The 7,827-nt window shown below is 73.3% G+C and carries 6 protein-coding genes; 4 read left to right on the plus strand and 2 right to left on the minus strand.

Translation table 11 applies throughout. The features are described from left to right. Nucleotides 1-48 precede the first annotated feature (48 nt). The gene (locus ACWC9T_RS27130) at nucleotides 49-1,053 is read left to right on the plus strand and encodes a DUF2332 domain-containing protein (protein WP_449823669.1); all 1,005 of its coding nucleotides are present in this window, start codon (nucleotides 49-51) and stop codon (nucleotides 1,051-1,053) included. 173 nt (nucleotides 1,054-1,226) lie between these two features. Next, nucleotides 1,227-1,988, plus strand: a complete 762-nt coding sequence (locus tag ACWC9T_RS27135; protein WP_449823670.1) for a MerR family transcriptional regulator — start codon at nucleotides 1,227-1,229, stop codon at nucleotides 1,986-1,988. Between the two features lie 66 nt (nucleotides 1,989-2,054). Here ACWC9T_RS27135 and ACWC9T_RS27140 read toward each other — a convergent pair whose 3' ends face one another. Next, the gene (locus tag ACWC9T_RS27140) at nucleotides 2,055-4,448 is read right to left on the minus strand and encodes an FtsX-like permease family protein (protein ID WP_449823671.1); all 2,394 of its coding nucleotides are present in this window, start codon (nucleotides 4,446-4,448) and stop codon (nucleotides 2,055-2,057) included. Nucleotides 4,449-4,515: 67 nt separating this feature from the next. Beyond that, nucleotides 4,516-5,229, minus strand: a complete 714-nt coding sequence (locus ACWC9T_RS27145; protein WP_449823672.1) for an ABC transporter ATP-binding protein — start codon at nucleotides 5,227-5,229, stop codon at nucleotides 4,516-4,518. Nucleotides 5,230-5,507: 278 nt separating this feature from the next. On the opposite strand from ACWC9T_RS27145, the gene ACWC9T_RS27150 reads away from it, so the two are divergent. Beyond that, nucleotides 5,508-6,959 carry a histidine kinase gene (locus ACWC9T_RS27150; protein ID WP_449823673.1) on the plus strand — a complete coding sequence of 484 codons (1,452 nt, stop codon included), beginning with the start codon at nucleotides 5,508-5,510 and terminating at the stop codon, nucleotides 6,957-6,959. After that, nucleotides 6,911-7,558, plus strand: a complete 648-nt coding sequence (locus ACWC9T_RS27155; protein WP_449823674.1) for a response regulator — start codon at nucleotides 6,911-6,913, stop codon at nucleotides 7,556-7,558. Before ACWC9T_RS27150 ends, ACWC9T_RS27155 begins: the two co-directional genes overlap by 49 nt. Nucleotides 7,559-7,827 lie beyond the last annotated feature (269 nt).

Consider the following 7,827-nt stretch of genomic DNA (forward strand, 5'->3'; position numbering starts at 1 on the left):
ACGGCCAAGGCTGCGCCAAATCCGATTGAGAGAAAGGGAGTACGCACCATGGACACCGGAACGGGGAACCTCTACCTGGCCTTTGCGGAGCGGGAGGCACGCGGCAACTCGGCTGCCTACCAGGAGCTGGCCGAACGGGTCGCGGGGGACGCGGAGTTGCTCGGGCTGCTGGGGGAACTGCCGGTTCCGAAGCGGCAGCCGAACCTACTGTTCGGCGCGGTGCGGCACCTGGGCGGGCCGGTGACCGAGGGCTGGCCGGCCTTCCGCGACTGGGCGGCGACGCGCTGGGACGAGGTCTCGGCGACCATGCTGGAGCGGCGCACCCAGACCAACGAGGCGGGCCGCTGCGCTACCCTGCTGCCGTTGCTGGCCTCGCTGCCGCAGCCGCTCGCGCTGATCGAGGTGGGCGCCTCGGCCGGGCTCTGCCTGTACCCGGACCGGTACCGGTACCGGTATGTGCCCGAGGGTGAATCCGGCGCCGCGGTGGAGGAGTTCGGCGCCGAGGGGAGCCCGGTGACGCTGGAGTGCGCGGTGAGCGGACCGGTACCGATGGTCGACTCCCTGCGGGAGCGGCTGCCCGAGGTGGTGTGGCGGGCCGGGATCGACCTCAACCCGCTGGACGTCCGGGCCGAGGAGGACATGCGCTGGCTGGAGTCGCTGGTCTGGCCGGAGCAGACCCACCGGCTGGAGCGGCTGCGCGGCGCCGTCCAGGTCGCCCGGACCGAACCGCCGCTGCTGACGCGCGGCGATCTCAACGCGACCGTACGGGAGTTGGTGGCGCAGGCTCCGGCGCAGGCGACGCCGGTGGTGTTCCACAGCGCGGTGCTCGCCTACCTGCCGCCGGAGGCCCGGGAGGAGTTCGCGGGGACCATGCGCGAGCTGCCCGGGCACTGGATCTCCAACGAGGCGATCGCCGTGCTGCCGACCGTGGCGGAGCGGCTCCCCGCCCAGGCCCCGGCCCGGCCCGGACTGTTCGCGCTCGCCCTGGACGAGCAGCCGGTGGCCTACACCGGGCCGCACGGACAGTCGCTGGACTGGTTCACCGGCGCGTGAGCCGTTCAGCTGCTTGAACCGTTCGGCCGTGCGAGCCGTTCAGCCGTGCGAGCCGTTCAGCGCTGAGGGTTTGAACTTGCGGGCTTGAAGTTGCCGCAGCGGCAGCTTCTACCGTCATGACCAGGGCCGGAGGAACCGGCCTCGGTCCAAGCGGCGTGGGAGAGGAGACGGCCATGGCCTGGCCCATCGCGGAGGTCGCCCGGATGTCCGGGGTGACCGCCCGAACCCTGCGGCACTACGACGAGATCGGGCTGCTTCCCCCGGCCTGGATCGGCTCCAACGGCCACCGCTACTACGAGGAGCGGCAGCTGCTGCAGCTGCAGCAGATCCTCGTGCTACGGGCACTGGGCGTGGGGCTGACCGAGATCGCCCGGATCCTGGGCGACCAGGTGGACGAACTGGAGGCCCTGCGGGGCCATCACCGCCGACTGGTCACCGAACGCGACCGGCTCGGCTCCCTGGCCGCCACCGTCTCTCGCACGATCGCCGACCTGGAACGCTCCCGGAAGGACGGTACGCCCATGACCAACATCAACCGACCCGAGAACCTGTTCGAGGGCATCCAGCCCGCCGACGTCGACGTCAGCCTGCGCGACTTCCCCGAGCACGCCGAGGCGGCCCGGCAGGCGACCGCCGCGATGACCCCGGCCGAGATCGAGGCCGGCCAGCGCGAGCGGACCGCACGGATGGTCCGCCTAGCGGAGCTGATGGCGAGCGGCCACCCGGCCGACGCCGAGCCTGCACAACGCATGATCGACGAGGAGTACCAGCTGCTCAACGGGATCCGGGCGGTCCCGGTGGAGGAGTACCTCGCGATCGCGCGCTCCTGCACGGAGAACGGGACGTGGAGCGCCGCGTACGAGGCCATCGCCCCGGGGCTGGCCGCCTACCAGCGGGCCGCCATGGAGGCGTACGCGGCGGCGCGGCTCTCCTGAGGCGGGTGGGGCGGGGCGTGGGTGGTCGGCTCGTCCGGGCCGACCACCCGCGCCCCTCCCCCGCCGTCACTCCGTCCGCAGCGCCGTGACCGTCCGGGTGCGGGCCGCCCAGGTCGCGGGCAGGAGGGCGCCGAGCAGCGCCAACACCAGGCCGCCGAGTATCAGCGGCCCCACCACCGACGGGGCGAACACGGTGAGGTCCGCGTCCGGCACCCCGATCCCGGCAGCGCGGGCCATCGCGGGCATCACCTGGTGGTGCACCAGGATCCCGACCGGGACCCCGATCAGCCCTGCCACCAGCCCGCTGCCGCAGACCGAGGTGAGCACCATCCCGACGGTCTGCCGGGGAGACATCCCGAGCGCCTTGAGCACCCCGAGGTCGTGCACCCGCTCCCGGGTGTCCAACAGCACCGTGTTGAGCACCCCGAGCCCTGCCACCACGGAGAGCAGCAGTGTGAGCGTGCCCGCCAGGGTGTTCATCGCCAGCACCACGATGTTGATGTGCTCTCCGCCGGGGTCGGCGCTCAGGCCCAGTGGCTTCACGGCCTGGTCCAGCCCGTCGGCGTAGGCCGTCGTGTCGGTGCCCGGGGTGAGGTCGATGTGGAACGAGATCGCCTCGGCGTGGACCGCGCCGCCGAGCGGCGCCAGCGCGGCCCGGTCCAGGAACACCAGGTCGTTCGTGGTCAGCACCTCGCCGGTGATCTTCGCCGGGGTGCTGTGCCCCTGGTCGGTGAGGGTGACGGTGTCACCGACCTTCACTTGGTCGGCGCGCAGGAAGGCGGCGCTGACCACGACCTCGCCGGGGCCGTGGAACCAGCGGCCCGAGACCAGTTGGAAGCCGCTCCAGGAGGCGTCGCCGGTGAACGCGACCACCTGGGAGCGCCCGGTGTTCCCGGCCACGGTGACCGGGGTCGGCACACTGCTGTACCAGGCCCGGGTGCCGGAGCGGGACTCGATCGCCTTCACCACGGCCGCCTCGTCCACATGGTCGACGGGCTTCGGGGCGCCCTCGATCGGGGACTGGACCAGCACCTTGCCCGCGCGGTCGGCCGTCAGGCCGTCCTGGAGGGAGCCGAGCGACAGGGTCAGGCCGACGCAGAGGGTGACCCCGACCGTGCCGAGCACCACCGCGGCGGCGGTGGTCGCCGAGCGGCCCGGCCGGTTGAGCGGCGAGGCCATCCCCAGGCTGAGCGCACGCGGCACCGGCAGTCGGCCGATCAGGCTCTGCGCCCGGGACAGCAGGCCGACCGCTCCGGCCCGGCCGGTCATGCCACCGGCGGCCGTCCGCTTGGCGCCCGGCGCCGTCCGGCCCACCGCCAGCGCCTCCACCGTGCGCAGCCGCCCGGCGCGCAGCGCCGGCACCAGCGCGGTGCCCGTCACGGCGACCAGGGCCACCACCGGGACCACGACGTCCACCCAGAACGGGATGCCGAGCAGGCCGCCGCGCAGGGCCTTGTGGGCCATCCCGAGGACCGGTACGGAGAGCAGGTTTCCACCGAACACGCCGAGTGCCGTGCCGACCCCGGCGGGGATCAGCGCCTGGCCGACGTAGGCGCGCGCCACCTGGGCCGGGGTGAAGCCCAGGGACTTGAGGATGCCGATCCGGCGGGTGGCGGCGCTCACGGCGCCGCTGACCACGACACCGATGATCAGCACCGACATGGCCAGGCCGAGCACTCCGAAGGCCGTGACGAACGGGACGAAGGTCGAGGCCGTCCGGTTGGCCTCCTCCCGGGCGGGCCGGTAGGAGGTGGCCCTGGTGAGCGCTCCGCTCGGCACTGCGGCGGCCAGCGCGGCGTGGCCGGCCTCCACCTCGGCGTCACTGTCGGCGTGGGCGAAGCGGTAGAGGTACTGGGCGGCGGGGGTCGTGCCGGGCGCGGTCAGCCCGGCCACCTGCTCGGGGGCGACCCAGCCGTCCGCGCTCCAGGAGACCGAGGAGGCCAGGCCGACGACCTTGAGCGTCGGGTGTCCGGGCAGGTCCGGGAACTGCATGCTGTCGCCGAGGGCCAGCGGGGAGTGCCCGTCCAGGAAGACCACCTCGCCGGGGCCCGCGACCCAGCGGCCCATGGTGAGCCGCAGGCCGTCCATCGGGCCGTCCTGGGCGCGGCCGACCAGCGTCATCGGCGGCAGCAGGCTTCCACTCGGCGGGATCTTCGTGGCCGGGCCGGAGCGCGGCTGGACGGTGACCGCCTGGTAGGGGCCGGCCGAGGCCGTCACGCCGGGCGCGTGGGCGGCCGCGGCGAGCTGGGCGGGGCTCGCCTTGGTCTGGTCGTACAGCACGTTGAGGTGCGCGCCGTGCTGGTCCGCGAAGGAGCGCTGGTAGGGGCCCTGGGCGGCGACCAGCAACCCGACCGCGAGGATGCACGCCGTCACGGACATCATCGTGGTGAGCACCATGACCAGGGTCTGCACCCGTTTGCGGCCGACCCCGGCCCGGACCACCTTGCCGAGGACGCTCATGAGAGGACCATCCCGCTTCGCTCGGCAGGGGCATTCCCCCACGCGTGCCTCCCATTGGTTCGCTCGCTCATCGCATCCCGCCCGGAGTCGGGACGGCTGCCGTGTCCCGGACCAGCCGACCGTCGAGCAGTTCGATCGTCCGGTCGGCGCAGGCCTCGGCGAGCGCGGTGTCATGGGTGACCAGCAGGATCGTCTGGCCCTCCGCGTTGAGCCCGCGCAGCAGGTCGCGGACGTCGACGGCCGAGGCGGTGTCCAGCGCGCCGGTCGGCTCGTCCGCCAGCAGCAGCGGCGGACGGTTCATCAGCGCCCGGGCCACCGCGACGCGCTGGCGCTCGCCGCCGGAGAGCCGGCCGGGGAAGGCCTTGGCGTGCCGGGCCACCCCGAGCCGCTCCAACAGCTCCCCGGCCCGGGCCCGGGCCTGCTCCCGCCGCATCCCGGCCAGCTGGGCCGGGAGCAGCACGTTGTCCTCCACATTCAGGTCGTCCAGCAGGTTGAAGAACTGGAACACCATGCCGATCCGTGTCCGCCGGTACTCGGCCAGCGCGGCCTCGCCGAGTTGGTGGACGGCCACGCCGTCCACCTCGACCGCGCCCTCGCTCGGGCGGTCGAGGCCGGCGATCAGGTTCAGCAGGGTCGACTTGCCGCTGCCCGAGCGGCCGAGCACGGCCAGCGCCTCGCCGGCCCGTACCTCCAGGTCGAGCCCGGCCAGCGCGGGGCGGGCGGCGTCGGTTCGGTCGTACGTCTTGCTGACGCCGCGGATCCGGATGATCGGCGCGTTCACGGGCCCTCCACGGTTCGGGGTCCGGCACCGGGAGACCCGGGGCCGGCTGACGGAAGATGACGCTACGGATCGGCGGCGGGGTGCGGACAGCCGTCCAAACGGCCTCTCGGAGGTGTATCCAGATACACCTCGAACTGGGTGTTCAGGCCTAGGGCGCCGGGTCCCCGCGCCAGGCAGACTGAGCCGTCGAAAGATCGGGACCGCCGGCCTGTAGGGCTTCGGAACCGCAGGCTTCGAGGCCTCTGCACAGGGGCTGCGGAACGCAGAGGGGGAGTGTCATGAGGACGGGAGCGACCGGCCGGGTGGCCCGGCAACTGGGCCGGGCCTGCGTGGACGGCGTACGCGCCTGGTACGTGGCGACTCTGGCCGTGACGGGGCTGGTCTCGCTGCTGGCCGGGCCGATCCTGCTGGCCGCCGCCCTGTTCGGCCCGGACGAGTCCCGGCCGTTCTCCCCCGGCGGGCCGCTGATCCTGCTCGTGCCGATGGCGCCGGTCGCCCTCTGGGCGCTCTGCTGGGCCACCGGGGGCGGCGGCCGGGCGGTCGGGGCCGCGCTGTTCGCCCCGGGCGCGCTCGCGGTGATGGCGACCCACTTGTACGGCGGCGCCGCGCCCGGCGACCGGTCCGTCTCGCTCTGGCTGGCGCCCTCGCTGCTGGTGCTCGGGCTGTTCGGCGCCCGCTGGGCCGCCACCGAGAGTCGGCGCGTCGTCGATCGGTGGAGCGGGCGGCCGGTCCCGGTGCCGTACCGCCGCGCGGCCCGGGAGGCCGGCCCTTGGCGGCGGCTGCGGTCCGGCGGCTGGCTGACCGACCCGGCGACCTGGCGGGACCTCGCCTGGGCGCTCCTTACCGGTCTCGCCGTGCTGCTCACCGCCGCGATCGTGCTGCTGACCCCGGTCGCCCTGGAGGTCTTCGGCCGGAACGGGCCGTTCTTCCCGCTCTTCGTGGTCTACGGCATGGGCGTCTGGATGTTCCCGTTCGCCGTCCTGTGGGCCGCCCCGCCCGTCCTGCGGATTCACGAGAAGTCCGCCCGGGCACTGCTCGGGCCGTCCCGGCGAACCGAACTCACCCGCCAGATCAGTCACCTGGCCCGGACCAGGGCGGACACCATCGACGCCGGCGCCGCCGAGCTGCGCCGGATCGAGCGGGACCTGCACGACGGGGCGCAGGCCCGGCTGGTGGCGCTGGGCATGCTGCTGACCGTCGCCGAGCAGCTGAAGCACGACCCGGAAGCCCTCGGGCCGCTGCTGGCCGAGGCCCGGACGTCCTCGGTGAAGGCGCTGAGCGAGCTGCGGGACCTGGTCCGGGGCATCCACCCGCCGGTGCTGGCCGACCGCGGCCTGGCCGACGCGGTGCAGGCGACCGCGCTGGACCTGCCGCTGCCGGTCACCTTCACCGGCAGCCTGCCGGGCCGGGCCCCGGCCCCAGTGGAGTCGGCCGCCTACTTCGCGGTGAGCGAGCTGCTGGCCAACACGGTGAAACACGCCGGGGCCTCGCACGTGTGGATCGAGATAGGGCACAGTGGCGGGCTGCTGCGGATATCGGTAACCGACGACGGGCGCGGTGGCGCCGACCCGTCCCGGGGAACCGGCCTCAGCGGAACCGAACGCCGACTGGCCGCCTTCGACGGGGTGCTCGCGATCAGCAGCCCGTCCGGTGGCCCGACCATCGTGAACCTGGAGATCCCGTGCGCGTTGTCATCGCCGAAGACCTCTTCCTCCTCCGGGACGGGCTGACCCGGCTGCTGGAGGCCAACGGCATGAAGGTCACCGCGGCGGTCGAGAACGGCGAACAGCTGCTCGCCGCAGTGGCCGCCGACCGGCCCGACATCGCCGTGGTCGACGTGCGACTGCCGCCGAGCTTCACCGACGAGGGGCTGCGCGCGGCCCTGGCGGCCCGTCAGGCGCACCCGGGCCTGCCCGTGCTGGTGCTGTCGCAGTTCGTGGAGCAGCTGTACGCCCGTGAGCTGCTGGCCGGCAGCACGGGCGGGATCGGCTATCTGCTCAAGGACCGCGTGCTGGACGGCGCCCAGTTCATCGACGCCGTCCGGCGGGTCGCCCAGGGCGGTACCGCGATGGACCCGGAGGTGATCACCCGGCTGCTCACCCACAACTCCTCGGCCGGTCCGGTCTCCACCCTCTCCCCGCGCGAGCGGCAGGTGCTGGCGTTGATGGCCGAGGGCCGGTCCAACGCGGCGATCGCCCAACAGCTGGTGATCACCGAGCGGGCGATCGCCAAGCACACCGCGTCGATCTTCGTCCGGCTCGGCCTCCAACCCTCGGACGACGACAACCGTCGAGTCCTCGCCGTCCTGGCCTACCTCAACAACGCCTGAAAACCCCCGGCACCCCCGAAAGGGAGTCGCCGACCAGAGCACCGGCCCGTGTTGAAAGGCCGCGCCTTGGAAGACCGCGCCCTGGAAGACCGCGCCTTGGGACCCGTCAATTATTTACTGCCTGATTTGATCTCGTCTTCGTACTGTGCGATTGCGTTCTGGAGGGTGTCGATTGTGCGGGGCGGGTGGGTCCGCCGGGGATGGGTCAGGGCCGCGGCGATGCCTGGGGTGGCGAAGGCGAGCAGTGGCTTGGTGCGGTGTGCGTGGTA

Source organism: Kitasatospora sp. NPDC001159 (assembly GCF_053598235.1).

What these genes read in the sequence shown, in the direction of transcription:
- ACWC9T_RS27130 (WP_449823669.1), top strand. Translation starts at nt 49, where the DNA reads ATGGACACCGGAACGGGGAACCTCTACCTGGCCTTTGCGGAGCGGGAG.
- ACWC9T_RS27135 (WP_449823670.1), top strand. Translation starts at nt 1,227, where the DNA reads ATGGCCTGGCCCATCGCGGAGGTCGCCCGGATGTCCGGGGTGACCGCC.
- ACWC9T_RS27140 (WP_449823671.1), bottom strand. Translation starts at nt 4,448, where the DNA reads ATGAGCGTCCTCGGCAAGGTGGTCCGGGCCGGGGTCGGCCGCAAACGG.
- ACWC9T_RS27150 (WP_449823673.1), top strand. Translation starts at nt 5,508, where the DNA reads ATGAGGACGGGAGCGACCGGCCGGGTGGCCCGGCAACTGGGCCGGGCC.